Genomic DNA, 18,902 nt, shown 5'->3' on the forward strand with positions numbered 1-18,902 from the left:
CAACACGGCGCCGACCATCCTCGAATTCGCGCTGACCACCGGCATCTTCGCCTACACCTATGGCTGGAAATATGTGGCCGTCGTCGCGGTCACCGTCTGGGTCTATGTCTGGTTCACGGTCCGCGCCAGCGACTGGCGCATCTCGATCCGCCGCGACATGAACGACAGCGATACCGACGCCAACACCAAGGCGATCGACTCGCTGCTTAATTACGAGACGGTCAAGTATTTCAACAACGAAGGCATGGAGGCCGAGCGCTTCGATCGTTCGATGGCACGCTACGAGGTCGCCGCGACGCGCATCTGGACCTCGCTCGGCTGGCTGAACTTCGGCCAAGGCATCATCTTCGGCCTCGGCACCGTCATTGTGATGTGCATGTCGGCGCTCGAAGTGCAGGCCGGCACGCAGACGGTCGGTGACTTCGTCTTCATCAATGCCATGCTGATGCAGCTGTCGGTGCCGCTCAATTTCATCGGCTTCATCTACCGCGAAATCCGCCAGGGGCTGACCGATATCGAGCAGATGTTCGACCTTTTGGATGTGCCGCAGGAGATCGTCGACAAACCGGATGCCAGGCCGCTCGCGGTCAGCGCCGGCAAGGTCGAGTTCCGCGACGTGCATTTTTCCTATGACCCGAACCGCAAGATCCTGAAGGGCGTCAGCTTCGAGGTGCCGGCCGGCAAGACCGTGGCCATTGTTGGACCCTCGGGCGCCGGCAAGTCGACCATCTCGCGGCTTCTGTTCCGCTTCTACGACGTGCAGGGCGGCCAGGTGCTGATCGACGGCCAGGACATCAGGGACGTGACGCAGGAGAGCCTGCGCGGCGCGATCGGCATGGTGCCGCAGGACACTGTGCTGTTCAACGACACCATCGCCTACAACATCCGTTACGGCCGCATCGGTGCCAGCGAGGAGGATATGCGCAAGGCAGCCGAACTCGCCCAGATCGGCCCGTTCATCGAGCGATTGCCCGATGGCTACAAGTCGATGGTCGGCGAACGCGGGCTGAAGCTTTCGGGCGGCGAGAAGCAGCGTGTGGCGATCGCCCGCACCATTTTGAAGGCGCCGCCGATCCTGATGCTCGACGAAGCGACCTCGGCGCTCGACAGCCACACCGAACAGGAGATCCAGGCCGCCCTCGATCTGGTCAGCCGCGGCCGCACCACCATCGTCATCGCCCACCGTCTGTCGACGGTGATCACGGCCGATGAGATCATCGTGCTGCAGGATGGCCAGATCGCCGAGCGCGGCACCCACGCCGAACTGATGCGTAAGCATGGCCTCTATGCCTCGATGTGGGACCGCCAGCGCGAAGCGACAGAAGCCGAGGAACGGCTGCGCATCGCCCGCGAGGGCGACGAGCTTGGCGTCATCGTTCGCCGGCGGACGTCGGAGGTGTCATAGGCGACGCTGCCAATCTCCCCCCTCGTGGCGGAGATGCCCGGCAGGGCAGAGGGGGGCGCTGTCCCGCTGTCATCTCCGGTTCTTTTCGTGCAGGCGCCGCTATTCTTTTGAAGACATCCAAAAGTTGGCTGAAGACATCCGAAAGTTGGCGACCCTTCACGCCCCCTCTGTCCTGCCGGACATCTCCCCCACGAGGGGCAGATCGGCAGCGTCGCCGTCCGAGCCCTTCTACAAATCAATCGAAATTTCCACTTGACCTCAACTTAAGTTGAGATTGTAGGCCGTTCTTGGAGCCCGCCAACCAGCGTGAATCAAGAACGGAACAATCGAAATGAGCAAGACAAATCAGAATGTTGACGGCGGCAGCGTGTTCAGGGTGGACAAGTTCGTCGTCCCGGCCGCCGCGCGCGAGGAGATACTCGCCAAGGTCCGGACAACGCATGAATTGCTGCGCCTGCAACAAGGCTTCGTGCAGGACTTCCTGCTCGAGCAATTCTCGGGGCCGGGCGAATTCAACCTTGTGACCATCGTCGAATGGGAAAGCCAGGCGGCCCTGGACAACGTCGTGCCGATCGTCAAGGCGGCGCACGAGCGCATCGCCTTCAACCCGCAGGAGACGATCGCCCGGCTCGGTGTGCGGGCCGACATCGCCAACTATCAGCGGGTCTCCGGGCTGTAGTAGGGCTTCTTACGGCCAGCCGATGCCAGGTGCCGGCGCTTCGACGCTGAGCACCTGGCCTGTGCGGGCGTCGCTGATCATGTGTTCGAAGCCGCGCCATTCGGCGGCGAGAATGAACAGTGTTTGCCTGTCTGCACCGCCCAGCATGCAGGCAAAGCAGCCGCGATCGACGGTGACCGTCTGCAACACCTCACCGCCTTCGCGCACCCGCACGCAGTGCTTGTTGGGTACATCCGCATACCAGACCGCCCCTTCGGCATCGAGGCAAATGCCGTCGGGATAGCCGTCGAGATCGGCCCAGATCCGTCGGTTGGCGAGGCTGCCGTCGGCGGCGATGTCGAAGGCGGTCAGCCGGTTGGCGTGGGATTCTGCGACGATTAGCGTCTGGCTGTCCGGGGTCACCGCCATGCCGTTGGCAAAGGCGATATCCTCGGCCACCTGTCGAACCGCGCCGTCGGGGCCAATCAGCACGATGGTGCCGGGGCCGAAATGCTCGCCCGGCGCCGGCGCCGGGCCACCGCCATTGACATAGATGTTGCCGCGCCCGTCGACGACGATCTCGTTCCACGGGCTTTTCGACAGGTCATGCAGATCGGCGTGTATGACGAGACTTCCATCGGCTTCCTGCCTCAACAGCAAGCCTTCGCGACCTGACACGACGAGCAGCCGACCATCCGGCAGCCAGTCGATGGAGTAGGGCAGGACGGCTGGCACGGTGAGCACGACCTCCTTGTTGCCGCCGGCGTCGATGGCGACAATCTCGCCGGTGCCCCAGTTGCAGAGCCAGAGCCGATCGTCATGCCAGCGTGGCGATTCCCCGAAGGCAAGGCCTTCCGTGACGAGACGCGCTGGGGTGACTAATGGTTTCTGCATGTGTGGAACTCCTGGTTGTGCGTTGCCATGCCGGAAGGGCTGTTGAGGACGCTGTCTCACCAAGGACGTGCGAGGGGGCCCGGTTCCGACACCGACAGCGTGGCCAGAACAGCACCCATGGCGGCCATCGTGCGCGTTGTGGGTCGGCGAGACACTGAATTCCGCCGGCAACGACGCCTACAGGCTAGCGCATCACCGCTGCTGCCGGTTGCGGCCAATGTGGCCTTGCCGATTGTTGCGTTGCGGCGAGGGGGGCTTTCGGCTATTGAGGCCGCAATTGAAACGGAGCCCGCCCCAGCCCGATGAGCCTTGTCGATACGGTCAAGAACGCGTTCGTACCGATCCATCGCGAAGGCTATCCCTTTATCGCGGCCTTTGGCGCGGCAACCCTTTTCCTCGGCTATTTCTCTTCGATCCTGTTCTGGATCGGCCTTATCCTGACGGCTTGGTGCGTCTATTTCTTCCGGGATCCCGAGCGCGTCACGCCGGTCGACGACCGCCTCGTGGTCAGCCCCGCCGACGGTATCATTTCGGCGGTCGGGCCGGCTGTGCCGCCGCGTGAACTCGGCCTCGGCAATGTCGAAATGACCCGCATCTCGGTGTTCATGAACGTCTTCTCCTGCCACGTGAACCGCGCCCCGGTGCGCGGCCGTATTGCGAAAATCGAGCATCGGCCCGGAAAATTCCTCAATGCCGAACTCGACAAGGCAAGCACTGAGAACGAGCGCAACGGCCTGGTCATCGAGAGCCCCAACGGCACGATCGCCGCCGTCCAGATCGCCGGCCTGGTGGCGCGGCGCATTGTCTGCTGGGCCGAGGCCGGCGGCTCGATAGGCACTGGCGAGCGTTTTGGCCTGATCCGCTTCGGCTCGCGCGTCGACGTTTTTCTGCCCCTGGCTGCCACGCCGCGTGTTGCCGTTGGCCAGACGGCCGTCGGCGGCGAAACCGTGCTGGCCGAATTCGGCGGTGTCGCCGGCACCCCCCTCGTGCGGATTTCCTGACGGTGGGCACGCAATACAAAAAGTTCGAGGCCCATGCCAGCGGCGGTCCGCGCATCCGCGAGATCCCGATGCGCATGGTGCTGCCCAATCTGGTCACCGTGCTTGCCATCTGCGCCGGCCTGTCCGGCATCCGCTTCGGCTTCGAAGGCCGCTTCGAGCCGGCGGTGGTGATGGTGCTGCTTGCTGCCTTCCTCGACGGCATTGACGGCCGCCTGGCGCGGATGCTGAAGGCGACCTCGAAATTTGGCGCCCAGATGGATTCTCTGGCCGACATCGTCAATTTCGGTGTGGCCCCGGCTCTGGTGCTCTATGCCTTCCTGCTCGACCGCGCCGGCTCGCCGGGCTGGATTGCAGCACTCCTGTTCGCCATCGCCTGTGGGCTGCGCCTCGCCCGTTTCAACGTGCTCGACGACGAGAAGGGCGATCGCCCCATATGGCAGTCCGAATATTTCGTCGGCGTGCCGGCGCCGGCGGGTGCGGTGCTGGTGATGCTGCCGCTCTATCTCTATTTCCTGCGCACCGGGCTGGAGCCCAGTCGTCCGGCGGCCTTCGTCGCCACCGGCTTCACCATCCTGGTCGCCTTCCTGCTGGTCAGCCGGCTGCCGGTCTATTCCGGCAAGAGCCTGAGAATCCCGGGTGACAGGGTGTTGCCGATCATCCTTGGTGTCGTGCTCTATGTGCTCTTGCTGATGACCTATCCCTGGTACACGCTGACCGCGTCGGTCGCCGGCTACCTGATCTTCCTGCCGTTCAGCGTGCGCGCCTATTCCAAGCGCGCCAAGCTCGAGGGCGAGAAGGTGCCGCCTTCCGATATAGGTTAGAAAATTCGCCGGAGTGCTTGATTTGACTCAGGCGGCGACGCCGAGCCCCAGCCTGTCGATCGCCAGTTTCCTCGTCGACACATAGTCCGTCTTGCCGGATCCCAGCACTGGAATTTCCTCCACCTTGACGATGTCGTTCGGCACCATCAGTTCGGCGGCGCCCGCCTGTTTGCCGAATTTGCGCAACTCGTCCGGGTTGGCGTCGTCGGCGGTGGTGACCAGCACGATGCGCTCGCCGCGCCTCTTGTCCGGCACCGCTACTGCCGCATGGCGCTCTTCCGGCCACAGCGACTGCACCAGCATCTCGACCGCACCCAGCGACACCATCTCGCCGGCGATCTTGGCGAAGCGCTTGGCGCGGCCGCGGATGGTGATGAAGCCTTCGCGGTCGACCGCAACGATGTCGCCGGTGTCGTGCCAGCCGGTCAGCGGCTGCAGCTCACCCGGACGGTCCGATGTCATGTAGCCCATCATCAGGTTCGGTCCGTCTAGCCACAATTGGCCGGCATCGCTGATGCCTTCGACCGGCTCGAGCTTCATGCGCATGGCCGGCAGCAGCCGCCCGACAGTGCCGTCGCGGCCATGGATGGCGGTGTTGACGGCAACCACCGGTGCCGCCTCGGTCAGCCCGAAACCTTCGATGATCTCGGCCTGGAAGCGCTCGCGATAGACGCGGCGGGTTTCCGGCTTCACTGCCTCGGCACCGGCGACGACGAAGCGCAGGCTGGAAAAATCGCCGTCCTTGGCGGTGCGCGCATAGTTGGCGAGGAACGTGTCGGTGCCGAACATGATGGTCGGTTTCACCTTGCGCGCCACCTCGGGGATGATCTTGTAGTGCAGCGGTGAGGGGTAGAGGAACAGTTTTACCCCGGTGACCAGCGGCAGGATCGTACCGCCCGTCAGGCCGAAGGAGTGGAACACAGGCAGCACGTTGAGCAGGATGTCGGCGGGCGAGATGGTGATGCGCGCCTCGGCCTGCATGGCGTTGGCAAGCAGGTTCTTGTGCGACAGCACGACTGCTTTCGGCGTGCCTTCCGAGCCTGAGGTGAACAGAATCACCGCCGGCTTGGCCGCATCCTGCCGTTGCAGCGGCCAGCGCCACAGCAAGGCGGCGGCAAGCTTGTCCAGCGCGGTGACGCTCTCCCGCACATCCTCCAGCCAAAGCAACTTTGCACCGCCCTTTTCGACCGCCGCGACGATATCGGCGAGATCGGCCTTCTCGACGAACGCGCGGGAGGAAATCACGGTCCTTATCACCGCCGTGCGCACCGCGGCAGTCACGCTCGCCGGCCCGGCCGTGTAGTTGATCATCGCCGCCACCCGGCCGGCCGACAGAAGGCCGGTGAGCGACAGCACGACGCCATTGGCGTTGGGCAGCATCACACCGACCGCTTCACCCGGCGCCGTCATCGCTTCGAAGCGCCTGCCCAGGACGCGGGCGCCGATGAACATCTTGCGGTAGCTCAGCGCGCCCGAGATGACGTCCTCGATGATCGGGTGCGAAGCGCCGACGCGGTCAGCGGCATCGCGCATGGTCAGGAACAGGCCACGATCGAGGTCGGTGCCGAAAAGCCGGGCTTCGGCGACACGGTCGAACAGCGAATTGGTGTTCGAGGCCTGGTCGGGGTTGCGCGCCACCAGTTCGGCGATGGTCATCGGCTCCAGCACGCTGATCGACAACTGTGGAAACCAATGCCGCGGTGCCTTGTCCGCTGGCGTCAACGACACCGACAGGCTGCGTGCGCCGCCGACGAAGATCGGCACGATACGAGCGTCGGCCTGCATGGCAATGCGGGTGACAGCACGAAACAGCCGAAACGTCTTGACGTCAGGCTCGACCGCATCCGGCAGATAGACGGCGAGCCGGCCCTTGCCTTTGAGTACGCGCACCAGCCGGCGGCTGACGAAGACATGTTCGGCATTGAAGGCGATGGTGCGGCCAAGCTCGCGCCACGGTTCGAGCCAAGGCGCGCGCGCCGAGACCTCATCGAGAATATGCAGCGTATCGTCTGGCAGCAGCGACAGCATCAGAGCCGGTTCGAAGCGCGATTGATGCGAGATGACGTAGATGACCGGGGCCTGCGCCTTGCGAGCGATCCTGATACGGTTGTCGGCGATCCGGTAAGCGAGCTTAAACGGCACATAGAGCAGCGCCTGGGTGAAGCGCAGGCCGAGGCGGAATTTTTCCACCACGCCGATCAGCAGCCAGGCCAGAACAAGACCCGCAAGCAGCGCCAGTGTCAGGACCATGCCGCGTCTCTCCCAATTTTTTTAGCATCTCGGCTCTTTTGCGGCCGCTTCGGCCAGAACCTAGACGATGTGGGAGCAAGGTCAATGCGGATGAGTACGCCTCTTGCCTTCCCCGTGGGGAAGGGAAGTCGGCGCTGCTCACGCCGCCTTCAACCGTCCGCTGATGAAACGGAACTCCTGCGTCTTGCCGCCATAGCCGTAAGCAGCGGCCGGCACTTCATGCACGAAGGCGTAGCTTTCCTCGTGCACGCCATCCAGCAGGCGGCTGAAGGCGTAGAAGATCGCCTTCAGATAGGCTTCCAACTCAAGCTTGGTGTTGGTGCCGTCGACCACCTTGATATCAAGCCAGAATGTATTGGTGCCATGCTCGGCTAGTGACTTGCCGCCGGCGAACCAGTGCTGCGGATCGATATAGGACACGGCAACGGCGGTGATCGTCGGATCCTTGCGCAACTGCGTCGCGGTGATTTCAGTGGCCTCCTTGGCGATGCGAGCGGAAAGAGCCGCGTCGGGCTTGCCAGTGACGCTGACGGTGATGATAGGCATTTCTCGTCTCCTTGGTTTGAGCGGCGTCTGATTGCCGTTGGAAGGACCATGTCATCATCATTGAGTCAAAAAAATCGAATTGTTTTCAATCAAAGATTCGATACAATCGAATTATGGAAACCCTCGATCCCGATCTGCTCAGGACCTTCCTCGCTTTCGTCGACAGTGGCTCGCTGGCTCAGGCGGCTGCAAGCGTCGGCCGTTCGCCCTCGGCGGTGACCGCCCAGATGCAGCGGCTGGAGGAAATCGTCGGCGAGCCGCTGTTGGCGCCGCAAGGGCGGGGGCGCGGCCTGACGCCGGCGGGTGAGGATCTCGTCGGCCATGCCAGGCGCATCCTTGCCGCGCATCGCGAGGCCTGGCTGGCGCTGAAGGGCGCCCGCGCTGCCGGGCGCGTCGCCATCGGCACGACACAGGATTTTGCCGACAGCGGCCTGCCGGACCTGCTGCGTGCCTTTGCCGTCAGTCATCCGCGCGTCAGGATCGAACTGCGGGTCGGCCGCTCCGCCGAACTGGCGCAGGCGCTGCAGTCTGGCGGCCTCGATCTGGCAATCCTCATGCGCCAGGCGGCAGCGTCGGACGAGGTCGGTGTGCTGCGCGAGCCGATGATATGGCTCTGCTCACAAAAGGGGCTGGCCACGCGGCAGGAGGAATTGCCGCTGGCGCTGCTCGATCCATATTGCGGTTTTCGCGAAGCAGCATTGGCCGCGCTCGACGCGGCCGGCCGCCGCTACCGCATCGCTGCCGGTAGTGCCAGTCTGGCCGGCCTGCGCACGGCGGTGAACGCCGGTGTCGCGCTGACGCTGCGGACGGCCCGCTTTGCCCATTCCGGCATTGTCGAGGCGCCGCGAGAGCTTGGCCTGCCGCCGGTTCCAGTGGCGGAGTTCGCCATCCGGCTGCGTGCCGGTGCCGATGGTTCGGCAGCCGATCTGGCAACCCTGCTCAGCGGCAACCTTGCCTTGTCGGGCTGAATGCCCAAACAAAAAGCCGACCTTGCGGTCGCCAAGTGGCAAAGAAAAAGCCGACCTTGCGGTCGGCTTGGGAGTAGGACGGGCCGAGGGGTTTGGGGGGACTTGGGGATGGCCCGTCGCACCAACAATGCCTGACCCCGATGATGGTTCCGTGACTGTGTCACTTTTTTAAGAAATATTTGACGTCATGCGTTGCGAGCGGGCCATCAGCCAGTCCCGCCCCGCATGGGCAAACACCGCACACAACACGATGGCGCCACCGATCATGCTGGCGGCCGGTGCAATCTCGCCCAGGAACAGGAAGGCAAACAGGATCGCGAATGGCACTTCCGCCGAGCCGAGCAGCCCGGATTCGGCCGGCGGGATGAGCCGCGCGCCCTCCGTCCACAGGATCGAGGAGAGTGCGAAGGACGCGCCGAAAGTGACGAGCAGAACGGCATCCCTTGGCGAAACTGCCAGTGGATCGGTGACGAACCAACCGAGCACAAACAGGAGGAATGCCGAAACCGCGCCGGCCCACACCACCGGCGTGTCGCGGAAGGCGCGCACCATGATCATGTAGAGGCCGCTGCCGATGGTCATCAGCAGTGCCAGTCCATCGCCGAACAGATTGCCGGTGCCGAAGCCGGACCAGACCATGATCGCCACGCCGCACAGCGACACGGCAGCGGCGACCATCGTCTGCAGTCGGAACGGTTCGCGCGTCAGAACCCAGGCCAGCAGTGCCGTGACGAAGGGCGCGGTGGCGTAGATGACGGCGACATTGGCAACGAAGGTGAACTTGAACGCCGAGATGAAGGCGATGCTGGCCAGCGCCCCTTCCACCGCCAGCAGCCAGCCGCGCCAGCCAAGCCGCAGCGTTTCGCGCGTGCCGGAACGGTGACGCCGCCACAGCACATACAGACTGATCAGGATCGCGCCGACAAAGCCGCGCCAGCAGATGATGGTCAATGGGTCGGCATGGATCGACTTTGTCAGAACGCCAGTCAGGCCGAAAACGGCCGCCGAGGACGACACCAGGATGATGCCGAGCGTGCGCTCCGCGGCGGTGTCGATGGCGGCTGCAATGTCAGTCATGCCGCCAGCCTACGCCGCTTGGTCCTGACATCGTAGTGTCAGCAATGATGGTGACCCACATCATAGCCGTTTGCGGAAATGCTCGGTGCCGACGATCAACAGTCCGGCGGCGACGATCAGGGCAGCACCCAGGAACACCTCGCGACGCGGCACGTCACCCCAGATCGCAAACCCAAGCGCGAATGCCCACAACAGCGAGGTGTATTCCAGCGGTGCGAGGACCGAGGCCGGTGTGCGCTTCATGCCTTCGAAGAGGAGGTATTGCGCCAGGCCGCCGAGCGCGCCGACGCTGGCAAGCAGCAGCAACTGGCCCCCGTCCGGCGTCCGCCACCAAAGCAACGCCGGCACCCCCGAAAACAGCAGAAAATAGAAATTGTTGAGCAGGAGCTGGATCATCGAGCGCTCGGCAAGGGCGGTCCTGCGCAAGAGCACGATGGCGATGCCCCACAAAAAGGCGGCCGCCAGCACCAGCAGCACCGGCACGGACAGGCCGAGATGGGTCGGATCGCAAGCGACGAACACGCCGGCAAAGCCGATCAGCACCGCCAGCCAGCGCAGCATCGGCACTTTTTCGCCGAGCATCACCACCGAAAGCACGGTGACGATGATCGGCGCCGCATAATAGACGGTGGTCAGTTCGGCGAGTTGCAGGCTGCGCGCGGCGTTGTAGTAGCAGAGCCAGGCGGCAAGCGTGAAGGCGCTGCGCACCAGCATCGGCCGGACGATCGGCGAGCGCACCGTGTCGGCAAACAGCTGTCGCCCGCCGATCGCCGCGCAGGCGCCCAGAATGGTGATGCTGCGGAAGAACATGATCTGCCAGACGCTCATGCCAACGACCAGCAGCTTGATCGAAGCATCCTGCGTCGAAAACAGGAGATAGGCCGCACCGGTCAGCAGGATGCCGGCAAGAACCCGCTCGCGTGTTTCGAGAATGGCGATATCGGCCATAAGGCGCGTGGGACCAAAATTGCCGGAGCGGCAGTGATGCTGCGAGGAGCGACACGAGGGACCTGGGAATTCAGCTCCCTCGGCACCAAGCTATACGGGCGAAAGTCGGTACAGCGCTACGCCAGCCCCATGCTTGTGTTGGGGCAGGGTTCCATGGCGAGCCGCATTGTCGCAACGCTTATTGCGTCGCCGGGTAAAGCTCCGAAGCGGCCTCTTTCAGGGCGCGCCGACCATCGGATCTGAAATACATCATGTGCCCGCCCTCGACGACATCGAGACGGATAGGCTTGGCATTGGCGAGCGACGGGGATCTGGTTCACCAGGTAGCGCGAGGCGAGGTAAGGCGTGACCAGGTCGGTGTAGCCGTTGACGATCACGACGCCGAGCGAGGGGTTCAGCGAGCGTGCTCGCTGCAGATCGTCCATCACCCCGGCATAGCCTTGCCGCGAGGCGCTGGTCCCGTAATCCCAATTGTGGCTGATTTCGCCATTGAGCAGCCGATAGCTGACATCGGTGCGGAAATTCAGTTCGTCGCTGATATAGCCGACGAACGCCGACGTCAGCGCCGGTACGCTGCGGTCGAGCACAGGATCCGGCCCGGCGATGCGGGCGCTCTCGGGCGCGATGTCGGCCGTGCCGATCATGGCGTCATATGGGCTGAGCACTTTGCCGCTGGCACGGGAGAACTCCCTTGCGAATAGGCCGGTCGGGATGCGGGCGGAGTTGCGCTGCACGAGGTCGAGCGGCAGGCCGGTGATGTCAGCCACGCGTTGGCTGGCCAGTTGCTTGCCTTGCTCCAGTCCGCTGGTGAGCGCCGTAAGGTAATCGCCCAGTGCATAGTGTTCGACTTCGGCCAGCTTCTCCCGCAAAGCATCGCCGCTGACGCCTTCGGCGCGTAGGCGCACCGCCGCCAGTGAAGGCAGTTCGAGCGCCCAATGCAGCGGCTCGAATTCGTCGGGCTGCACCAGCGTGAACTCCAGCGCCGGCGAGATCAGCACGATGCCGTTCGGACTGATGCCGATGTCTTCCTGCAATGTCCTGGCGAGCAGCGCCGCGCGGAACCCGCCATAGCTTTCGCCGGCGAGGAACAGCGGCGATCCGGTGCGGCCGTTCTGCGCCAGATAGAGCCGGATGAAGGCGCCTATCGAGCTGGCATCCTGATTGACGCCCCAGAAGTCGTGCGCGTCCTGGCCCGGTGCCTCGCGGCTATATCCGGTTCCGACCGGATCGACGAAGACGAGATCCGTCATGTCGAGCCAGCTGTCCGGATTGTCGATGAGTCTTTGCGGTGATGGCAGGAATTCGCCGTCGGCTCCCGTTGCGATAATACGCGGACCGAGCGCGCCGATATGCAGATAGGCGGACGCTGCTCCAGGGCCGCCGTTGAACACGAAGGTGATCGGCCGCTGCGGGTCTTTGGCCACGCTTGCCGGTTGCTGCAGCGTGTAAGCGACATAGAAGATCTCCGCCGTGACGTCGCCCTTGCCGGAAAGCAGCGACAGGGTGGCGGCCTTTGCCTGATAATCCAGCTTGCGCCCGGCGAGGCTGATCGAATGGTTGGTGGTTTGCGGCGGCGGCAGCAGGGATAGCACGCCGCCCGAGGGCGCCGGCCGCTCCGCCGTTTCAGCCAGGACGGGCTGCACCAGGGCGGCAAGCATCGGCAGGATAAGGAAGATCAGTTTCAGCTTGGCCGGCATGATGGCTCCGCGAGGACGACTCCCGCATAGGTATGGCCGAGATGATCGAAGTCAAAGGAAATGGCTGTATGGTCGTACAACTGCCGCTGTCGCGTTCCTTCACGTCTCCCTTCGTCCTGCCGGACAACTCCTGGCAGAGGGAAACTGGCAGCGTCTCCGGTCAAGCCACTTGGCGACGTTGGCGATGGGCGAAAGCCGGCATGACATCCGCTCTTCCCCTTCGCGGGCAGATGTCTGGCTGGACAAAGCACCGGCAGCGGCTGGCCCGTATTGCGGAATGGCATTGCCTTCCCATGGCGGTCGGCGCAAATCTCGATCGGACGGCTGATGCCGGCGGTGGAAACAGTCGATGAAAGGGACAGCGATGGATGCGACCGAATTGAAGGCCATGCAGGCGCCGCTGAAGCAGGCCTATCGTGACGATGCTTCGCAGGCCCTGATCACGCTTCGCGCCAAGGGCTCGATCGACGACCAGTCGGTTGCCTGCAAGGTGGAAACGGGCAGGGCGCTTGCCATCGCCGGACTGCATCCGGCAACAGGCGGCTCGGGCCTTGAGCTATGCTCGGGCGACATGCTGCTCGAGGCATTGGTGGCCTGCGCCGGGGTGACGCTGAAGGCGGTGGCGACGGCGCTCGAGTTCAAGCTCGGCGCCGCAACCGTTGAAGCCGAAGGTGATCTCGATTTTCGCGGCACGCTTGGTGTCGCCAAGGATGCGCCGGTCGGCTTTCGCGCCATCCGGCTCAATTTCAAGCTCGACACCGACGAGCCGCAGGAGCGGATAGACTCGCTGCTGAAGTTGACCGAGCGCTATTGCGTGGTGTTCCAGACCATCAGCCAGAAGCCGGAGCTGATGGTCAGCGCGCGGCGCTGACGCTTACTGTGCTGATGGTTCCTCGGCGTCGCCTTCGTCGGTGAAGGGCGAGGCGCTGGGCACGCATTGCACCGACCACCCGGCCGGTGTCGGCTGCTTCTGATATTCGGTGATGGCGGCCGTGCACTGTTCGCGCTTGTCGAAGGTGCTGGGCAGCACGACCATGCCGCCCTGCGGGCCGGCGATTACCAGATACCAGACCAACGCTGCTGCGGTCGTAGCCATGGGGATTTCCTTGTTCTGCCAGTTGGGCGCTTGTTGTGGGAGTCGCTGCAATCCTACCAACTCCACGGAAATGACGAAAGCATGACCGCGGTGCAGCCTTCCACCGCCACATCACAGCCGCGTGATATGGCGGCGGGTTCCAGCCCCAATTTTTGAAGCCAATCGACTCAGTTGGTGGCAAAGCAATAGAACAGGCCGTCGCCTCCGGTGCCCTTCAGCGCCTCCTGGCTGCAGCCGCCGCGCGAGGCATGCGAGGAATTCCAGGATTTGGCGGCAGCCGATTCGTCGAGGCCGGTGCGGTCGTGATGGCCCATCATCGCGGCCCCTTCCGCCCCGCTCATCGTCCAGTCGCCGCAGGTCTGGTCGGCGATCTTGGTGCCGTCGGGCTTGGAGCCGGTCAGCATGTCGTGGCGGTTTGGCTTGTCGCCGCGGCCGTTGACCACTTCGCCTTTCTCGTTCAGTGCCGTTTGCTTGGTGATGCCGTTGGCATCGCTGTGCAATGAGGCGACGTCGTCGGCGATCTTGACGCCCTTGGCATTCACCCAAGGCCCCTTGCCGATACGGTCGCGCGCATCGGTGTCGCTGGTCGACAGATAGGCAGCCCAGGTCTTGCCGGTGACACCGGCGGCTTCCGCCAGCGAGGCGCAATGCGCGTCGGCACCCTCGAGGCCGCCGAGATCGGCGCCCTTGCCGGAACCGACACTGGTGACGAAGAAGCTCATCGTTGCGTCTTGCGAATAGGCGGCGCCCACAGCTGTGATCAGGACAGCGGCGGTGGCGAAAAGCAGTTTACGCATGGTGGTTCCTCCAGTTTGGGCTTCGACTACGTCGAAGAAACGTTTCCGGAGGCCTATTTAATCCCTACGCAGGTCGCCCAAAAGTGTGCAGCGGTTTTGGAAACCGGCATACATCAAAAAAGACTCAAGTTCTATTCCGGCTGCCGATAGGCGACGAAGCGATTGTGCTTGGCCTGGAAGATCAATCCGGTCTCTTTCAGCTGCGGGCTGGCCAGCGGTACGATGCGTTTGGCGATCTCGGAGGGGTGCGGCAGCGTCTCGGGATCTTCGCCCGGCACCGCCTGGGCACGCATGGCGGTGCGGGTGGCGCCGGGATCGGCGGCGTTGACCCGCAGCGGCAGGCTTTGTGTCTCATGCGCCCATGAGCGCATCATGGTCTCCACCGCAGCCTTGGATGCCGCATAGGGCGCCCAGAAGGCGCGCGCCGAGTGCGCCGCGTTGGAAGACAGGATGATCGCGCGGCCGGCGTCCGAAAGCCGTAGCAGCGGGTCGACCGAGCGGATCAGCCGCCAGGTCGAGGTGACGTTGATGGTCATCACCTTCTCGAAGGTTTTTGCTTCGACATGGCCGATCGGCGAGATGACGCCAAGCACGCCGGCATTGGCGACGAGAATGTCGAGCTTGCCCCAGCGTTCGTGGATGGCGCCGCCCAGCCGGTCGATGCCGGCCATGTCGGTGAGGTCGAGCGGCACCAGTGTCGCCTGGCCGCCGGCCGCCTTGATCTGGTCGTCGAGCTCTTCCAGGCCGCCGACGGTGCGCGCCACCGCGATGACATGCGCGCCGGCGGCAGCCAACTCCTTGGCGATGAAATAGCCGATGCCGCGCGAGGCGCCGGTGACGACCGCAACGCGGCCGGTAAGGTCGAGGGTCATGCGATGGATTCCGGAAATCTGGCTAAGGCTGGAGCAATTCCAGGAAAAGTGTGAAACGGTTTTCCGTCCGGAATTGCGTCGAAACAAGGAGATAGAGCGGTTCTACGTTTCCGTGAAACGATGAACCGCTCTGGCGAAGGACCGGCAATCCTACGTCCCGCTCGTCGCCAGCAGCGACAGCGTGCGCACATTGTCGTGGCCTTCGAAGTCGAGCAGGCGGGTCGGGTACTGGCCGGTGAAGCAGGCGTCGCAGAATTGCGGCTGGTCGTTGTCGCGGCTGGCCTCGCCGACGGCGCGGTAGAGCCCGTCGATGGAAAGGAACCCAAGCGAATCGACGCGGATGAACTCGGCCATCTCCTCCACCGACATGCGCGATGCCAGAAGCTTCGATTTCTCCGGCGTGTCGACGCCGTAGAAGCAGGAGGCGCGTGTCGGCGGCGAGGCGATGCGCATATGCACTTCCTTGGCGCCGGCGTCGCGCACCATCTGCACGATCTTCTGGCTGGTGGTGCCGCGCACGATGCTGTCGTCAACCAGCACCACGCGCTTGCCTTCGATCATGCGGCGGTTGGCATTGTGCTTCAGCTTGACGCCCATGTGGCGGATCGAATCGCCGGGCTGGATGAAGGTGCGGCCGACATAATGGTTGCGGATGATGCCGAGCTCGAAGGGAATACCCGCCGCCTGGCTGAAGCCGATCGCCGCAGGCGTGCCCGAATCCGGCACCGGCACGACGATGTCCGCCTCGACCGGGCTTTCGACCGCGAGCTCGGCGCCGATGCGCTTGCGCACCTCATAGACGTTGCGGCCTTCGACCGACGAATCCGGCCGCGCGAAATAGACATATTCGAAGATACAGAAGCGGGTCTTCTGTGGCTCGAAGGGGAACAGGCTTTCAATGCCCTTGGATGTGACGACGACCATCTCGCCGGGTTTCAGGTCGCGCACGAAACGGGCACCGATGATGTCGAGCGCGCAGGTCTCTGAAGCCAGGATCCAGGCGCCGTCGAGATCGCCGAGCACCAGCGGCCGGATGCCGAGCGGATCGCGGCAGCCGATCATCTTCTTGGCCGTCATCGCCACCAGCGAGAATGCGCCCTCGACCTGCCGCACCGCATCGATGAAACGCGAGTTCAAATCGCGCTCCTTGCTGGTGGCGACAAGGTGCAAAAGCGTCTCGGTATCGGAGGTCGAGGAGAAGATCGCGCCCTGCTTCTGCAGCGCGCGCTGCACGGTCATGGCATTGGTCAGATTGCCGTTGTGGGCGACGGCGAAACCGCCATCGGCCAATTCGGCGAAGAAGGGCTGGATGTTGCGCATGCCAGCGCCGCCAGTGGTGGCGTAGCGCGTGTGGCCGATGGCGCGGTTGCCTTGCAGGCTGTCGATGACGCGCTGCTTGGTGAAGGTGTCGCCGATCAGGCCGACATGGCGTTCGACATGGAACTGGCTGCCGTCATAGGAAACGATGCCGGCCGCTTCCTGGCCGCGATGCTGCAGCGCATGCAGGCCCAATGTGACGATGGCCGCGGCATCCTGCCGGCCGAAAATGCCGAACACGCCGCATTCGTCGTGGAAATGGTCGTCGGCCTCGGCGGAAAGCACGTCGTCTGCGTCTGCCATCTTAAGCTCCGCTAAAATCGCCATATAGTGCGGGTTCGCGTCGAAAGCAACGCGCGCCGTACAGCCGTTCACACCATCGTTAGGTCCTGACGCCGTTTTCGGCGTCAGTTTGCCGGTGCAGCCGGTGCTGGATTGGCCGGCGCGTTGTCCGCCGGCGGTGTTGCGGCGTCATCGTCAGGCGCCGGCGTGTTGGCATCGTCGCCACCTGCTGGAGCGTCCGCTGCCGGGGCGTCCGGAGCTGCGGGCGTCTCGGCGGCCGGCTGATTCGGGTTGAGCTTCTTGAGGATCGCGTTTTCCGGATCCTCGGGCAGCAGGCTTTCGAGCTTGGCGCCGATCTGCTCGAGCAAAGGCCGCGACTTGGCATCCGTGACCCAGGCGGGAGCCTTGGCGCCAGCCAACCAGTTGAAGAACAGCAGTGCGACGGCAACGACCAGGATGCCGCGCGCGGCATCGGCATCAACACGACCAACGCCAAGCTTGCCGCCTTCGCCACCTCCGCGACGATCGGTTCGATCGCGGGCGCAATCTTCGCGGCCTCCCAGCGCTTCGTCAGCCCGGAGAGTTTCACGCTTCAGGAATCGGTGCTGATCGTGCTGATGATCGTGATCGGCGGCATCGGCAACATTCTCGGCATCGTCGCCGGTGCGGCAATCCTGATCCTGCTGCCGGAAGTGCTGCGCGAATTCGCCGAATGGCGCATTCTTTTCCTCGGCCTGTTGATGATCTTCCTGATCATCGTACGCCCGGCCGGCATCGTTCCGCGCAGCTTCGGACCAGACAAGCTTATCCGGAGACTGTTCGGCAAATGACCCTGGTTTTCGACAGACTGCGAAAGGAATATGGCCAGGTCGTCGCCATCGATGACGTGACCGCCTCCTTCGCCCCCGGGCTGATCCACGGTGTGATCGGGCCCAACGGCGCCGGTAAGTCGACGCTCATCAACATGACCGCCGGCTCCTACACCGTCTCGGCCGGATCGATAGCGCTCGACGGCAAACGCCTGGACAAGCTCAAGAAATATCAGATCGCCAATTCGGGAGTCGCCCGCACCTATCAGAACATCCGTCTCTTCGACCAGATGACCGCGCTCGAAAACCTCGAGGTCTGCTTCTATCCGAGCGACGTCGGCGGCACATGGAAAGAAGTCGTGTGGCCGCCCTATGCCTCGGCCCGCCGCGACCACCGACGCGAAAAATGCATGGAGATCTTGCGTTTTTTCGATCTGCAAGGCCATGCCGACGCGGAAGCCGGCAGCCTGCCCTATGGCCGCCAGCGCATGCTGGAGATCGCCCGCGCGCTGGTTTGCAATCCGCGCCTGCTGCTGCTTGACGAGCCCGCTGCCGGGCTGAACCATCATGAGACGGCGGATCTGACCGCGAAGCTCGCCGCCCAGCGCTCGCCCGACCGGATCACGATCATCGTCGAGCACGACATGGATCTGGTGATGGCGCTCTGCGACAACATCATTGTCATGCATCACGGAAAGCTGCTTTTTCAGGGAACACCCGCCGAGGTGCAGGCCAGCACCGACGTCCAACTCGCCTATCTGGGAACCGCCAATGACATCGACGACATCCGAGCCGCTGCTCAGGATCGCCGGGCTCAGCTCGGGATACGGACGCGTCGGCGTTCTTGAAGACATAAACGTCGACGTCGATCCGCACGAGATCGTCGTTGTTCTCGGCCCGAACGGCGCCGGCAAGACGACGCTGCTCAACTCCATCTCCGGCGTTGCGCGTCCGACCGCCGGCAGCATCACCTTCGAAGGGCGCGACATCACCGGCCTGCGGCCGGAGCAGGTCGTGCGCCTGGGCATCACCCATTGCCCGGAAGGCCGCCAGATATTCCAACGCCTGACGGTGGAAGAAAACCTAGTCGCCGCCCATGTTGGCCGCGGCGGCAAGAGCTTCGAAGCGCTGCGCGCCGAGGCCTTCGATCTCTTTCCGATGCTGAAGGAGCGGCGCAACGGTATGGCGAGCCGCATGTCCGGCGGCCAGCAACAGATGCTTGCCATTGGCCGGGCGCTGATGGCCGAGCCGAAACTTCTGATGCTCGACGAGCCATCCCTCGGCCTCGCCCCGAAGATCGTTCATCAGATCTTCCGCATCATCCTCGACCTGTCGCGCAACGGCATTTCCATCCTGCTCGTCGAACAGAATGTGCAGCTAGCACTTGAATGCGGCGACTACGCCTATCTGCTGAACACCGGCAAGGTGAAGCTTCACGCCCCCGCACAGGAAATGGCCGAGCAT

General features: G+C 63.8%; 20 protein-coding genes and 1 pseudogene. 10 read left to right on the plus strand and 11 right to left on the minus strand.

Going from position 1 to position 18,902, the window contains the following annotated elements; genetic code table 11:
- Together EN935_RS03415 and EN935_RS03420 are read left to right on the plus strand one after the other, a co-directional pair.
- Nucleotides 1-1,405, plus strand: a 1,405-nt coding sequence (locus EN935_RS03415) for an ABC transporter ATP-binding protein/permease (protein WP_164771008.1), incomplete at its 5' end; no start/stop codon positions are given.
- 331 nt (nt 1,406-1,736) lie between these two features.
- The gene (locus EN935_RS03420) at nt 1,737-2,084 is read left to right on the plus strand and encodes an antibiotic biosynthesis monooxygenase (RefSeq protein WP_127265242.1); all 348 of its coding nucleotides are present in this window, start codon (nt 1,737-1,739) and stop codon (nt 2,082-2,084) included.
- 9 nt (nt 2,085-2,093) lie between these two features.
- On the opposite strand, the gene EN935_RS03425 is transcribed toward EN935_RS03420, so the two are convergent.
- Nucleotides 2,094-2,957 carry an SMP-30/gluconolactonase/LRE family protein gene (locus tag EN935_RS03425; protein WP_127265243.1) on the minus strand — a complete coding sequence of 288 codons (864 nt, stop codon included), beginning with the start codon at nt 2,955-2,957 and terminating at the stop codon, nt 2,094-2,096.
- A 302-nt stretch (nt 2,958-3,259) separates the two neighbouring features.
- Between EN935_RS03425 and EN935_RS03430 the strand changes: the two genes are divergently transcribed.
- Nucleotides 3,260-3,958: a phosphatidylserine decarboxylase gene (locus EN935_RS03430; RefSeq protein WP_109662777.1), complete on the plus strand. Its 699-nt coding sequence runs from the start codon at nt 3,260-3,262 to the stop codon at nt 3,956-3,958.
- Between the two features lie 74 nt (nt 3,959-4,032).
- Nucleotides 4,033-4,779, plus strand: a complete 747-nt coding sequence (locus tag EN935_RS03435) for a phosphatidylcholine/phosphatidylserine synthase (protein ID WP_245463090.1) — start codon at nt 4,033-4,035, stop codon at nt 4,777-4,779.
- Between the two features lie 27 nt (nt 4,780-4,806).
- Here EN935_RS03435 and EN935_RS03440 read toward each other — a convergent pair whose 3' ends face one another.
- Complete coding sequence (locus EN935_RS03440; RefSeq protein ID WP_127265244.1) at nt 4,807-7,029, minus strand: AMP-binding protein; 2,223 nt, start codon at nt 7,027-7,029, stop codon at nt 4,807-4,809.
- 138 nt (nt 7,030-7,167) lie between these two features.
- On the minus strand, nt 7,168-7,575 hold the full coding sequence (locus tag EN935_RS03445; protein ID WP_126068575.1) for a 4-oxalocrotonate tautomerase family protein: 408 nt from the start codon (nt 7,573-7,575) through the stop codon (nt 7,168-7,170).
- Nucleotides 7,576-7,688: 113 nt separating this feature from the next.
- On the opposite strand from EN935_RS03445, the gene EN935_RS03450 reads away from it, so the two are divergent.
- Complete coding sequence (locus EN935_RS03450) at nt 7,689-8,543, plus strand: LysR substrate-binding domain-containing protein (protein ID WP_127373171.1); 855 nt, start codon at nt 7,689-7,691, stop codon at nt 8,541-8,543.
- Between the two features lie 168 nt (nt 8,544-8,711).
- Here the strand turns inward: EN935_RS03450 and EN935_RS03455 are convergent, their stop codons facing one another.
- The 3 genes from EN935_RS03455 to EN935_RS03465 form a co-directional block, all read right to left on the minus strand.
- Nucleotides 8,712-9,620 carry a DMT family transporter gene (locus tag EN935_RS03455; RefSeq protein ID WP_109662789.1) on the minus strand — a complete coding sequence of 303 codons (909 nt, stop codon included), beginning with the start codon at nt 9,618-9,620 and terminating at the stop codon, nt 8,712-8,714.
- 60 nt (nt 9,621-9,680) lie between these two features.
- Nucleotides 9,681-10,568: a DMT family transporter gene (locus tag EN935_RS03460; RefSeq protein ID WP_127266141.1), complete on the minus strand. Its 888-nt coding sequence runs from the start codon at nt 10,566-10,568 to the stop codon at nt 9,681-9,683.
- Between the two features lie 116 nt (nt 10,569-10,684).
- Nucleotides 10,685-12,265: an alpha/beta hydrolase gene (locus tag EN935_RS03465; protein ID WP_245488830.1), complete on the minus strand. Its 1,581-nt coding sequence runs from the start codon at nt 12,263-12,265 to the stop codon at nt 10,685-10,687.
- Between the two features lie 32 nt (nt 12,266-12,297).
- Between EN935_RS03465 and EN935_RS03470 the strand changes: the two genes are divergently transcribed.
- Nucleotides 12,298-12,618, plus strand: coding sequence for a hypothetical protein (locus tag EN935_RS03470; protein WP_127265357.1), 321 nt, complete (start codon nt 12,298-12,300; stop codon nt 12,616-12,618).
- 11 nt (nt 12,619-12,629) lie between these two features.
- A complete protein-coding gene (locus tag EN935_RS03475) occupies nt 12,630-13,136 on the plus strand; it encodes an OsmC family protein (protein ID WP_109662795.1) in 507 nt (168 codons plus the stop codon).
- A 3-nt stretch (nt 13,137-13,139) separates the two neighbouring features.
- Here EN935_RS03475 and EN935_RS03480 read toward each other — a convergent pair whose 3' ends face one another.
- From EN935_RS03480 to EN935_RS41790, 5 genes and pseudogenes are all read right to left on the minus strand, one after another.
- Nucleotides 13,140-13,361 carry a hypothetical protein gene (locus EN935_RS03480; protein WP_013532531.1) on the minus strand — a complete coding sequence of 74 codons (222 nt, stop codon included), beginning with the start codon at nt 13,359-13,361 and terminating at the stop codon, nt 13,140-13,142.
- A gap of 167 nt (nt 13,362-13,528) precedes the next feature.
- Nucleotides 13,529-14,158: a hypothetical protein gene (locus EN935_RS03485; RefSeq protein ID WP_127265356.1), complete on the minus strand. Its 630-nt coding sequence runs from the start codon at nt 14,156-14,158 to the stop codon at nt 13,529-13,531.
- 131 nt (nt 14,159-14,289) lie between these two features.
- On the minus strand, nt 14,290-15,030 hold the full coding sequence (locus tag EN935_RS03490) for an SDR family NAD(P)-dependent oxidoreductase (protein WP_109662799.1): 741 nt from the start codon (nt 15,028-15,030) through the stop codon (nt 14,290-14,292).
- A gap of 150 nt (nt 15,031-15,180) precedes the next feature.
- Entirely contained in the window at nt 15,181-16,650 is a 1,470-nt protein-coding gene (purF, locus tag EN935_RS03500) for an amidophosphoribosyltransferase (protein ID WP_109662803.1), read from the minus strand.
- Nucleotides 16,651-16,754: 104 nt separating this feature from the next.
- Nucleotides 16,755-17,099, minus strand: a pseudogene (locus EN935_RS41790) (CvpA family protein); the annotation flags it as partial.
- Between the two features lie 6 nt (nt 17,100-17,105).
- Here EN935_RS41790 and EN935_RS41795 point away from each other — a divergent pair.
- From EN935_RS41795 to EN935_RS03515, 3 genes are all read left to right on the plus strand, one after another.
- Entirely contained in the window at nt 17,106-17,459 is a 354-nt protein-coding gene (locus tag EN935_RS41795) for a hypothetical protein (protein ID WP_245488832.1), read from the plus strand.
- On the plus strand, nt 17,456-18,286 hold the full coding sequence (locus EN935_RS03510; protein ID WP_109658635.1) for an ABC transporter ATP-binding protein: 831 nt from the start codon (nt 17,456-17,458) through the stop codon (nt 18,284-18,286). Before EN935_RS41795 ends, EN935_RS03510 begins: the two co-directional genes overlap by 4 nt.
- Nucleotides 18,210-18,902 (plus strand): ABC transporter ATP-binding protein (locus tag EN935_RS03515; RefSeq protein ID WP_164771009.1); only part of this gene is annotated, 693 nt, incomplete at its 3' end. The genes EN935_RS03510 and EN935_RS03515, both read left to right, overlap by 77 nt.

It is taken from the genome of Mesorhizobium sp. M7D.F.Ca.US.004.03.1.1 (genome assembly GCF_003998635.1).
In the GTDB taxonomy this organism is placed as follows: Bacteria; Pseudomonadota; Alphaproteobacteria; order Rhizobiales; family Rhizobiaceae; genus Mesorhizobium; species Mesorhizobium loti.